Source organism: Planobispora longispora, from assembly GCF_016863135.1.
In the GTDB taxonomy this organism is placed as follows: Bacteria; Actinomycetota; Actinomycetes; order Streptosporangiales; family Streptosporangiaceae; genus Planobispora; species Planobispora longispora.
Genome location: NZ_BOOH01000111.1, coordinates 1 through 741, shown reverse-complemented (window position 1 = coordinate 741; position 741 = coordinate 1). Strand labels below are relative to the sequence as shown.

At 71.7% G+C, this 741-nt stretch carries 1 protein-coding gene; it reads left to right on the top strand.

Annotated elements, in window-relative coordinates; all coding sequences use genetic code 11:
* A partial coding sequence (locus Plo01_RS39830; protein WP_203895996.1) for a DUF3040 domain-containing protein occupies nt 1-414 on the top strand: 414 nt, incomplete at its 5' end.
* Nucleotides 415-741 lie beyond the last annotated feature (327 nt).

Genomic DNA, 741 nt, shown 5'->3' with positions numbered 1-741 from the left:
CCCCGCTTTCGACCTCAGGCATCCGTACGCCACGGCCCCAGCGCCCCGGACCGGCGTGACCGGCCCTCCCGAGAAGACCTGACCTCGCCGTCACCGGGCGGAGGATCGTACGCCAAGGAGTCGTGCCGCATGAACCTGTCGAGGAGAGAGGCCCGGGTCCTGGCGGAGATCGAGCGGATGCTCCGGCGGCAGGACCGCGCCTTCGCCGGCAGCATGGACGCCCTGAACACGGACGCCCGCGACGCCGCGGGACCCGTGCGGGCGGGTCACCGGTTCGCCTGCACGGTCAGCCGCCGGGAGTTCGCCTGCCTGGCACTGGCCACCCTGACGTTCGCCGCGGTCCCTCCCGCGCTGGTCGTGGTGCTGTCCGATCCGCCGTGCCCTTCCCAATTTCAGCCCAACGTTTCCCCCTGATCGGTTCGCTCGGAAAGGCCCGGGTATCTAGCGCTGCGCAGCACGTCAGGCAGCACGGCACAGGGCTGCGGTGATCCTCGCCTCCGGGAGTCGGAGTGAATCCAGTCATTCATATGCGCTCGCAGACCAGTCGTGTCGAGACCGGTGCGCGTCCGCGCGCCACCCGCCGGCCCGTCCCCGTGGCACTCGGCAGCGGAGATCGCGAGAAGACCCGCGACGACGCGCCGGTCACCGGGAGGGCGCTGTGACGACCTACAAGCCGCCCGCCGGCGAGACGGCGATCGCCGGACCGGCTCCGGTCCGGCGCAAGGGCGCGATCGTCGCGAA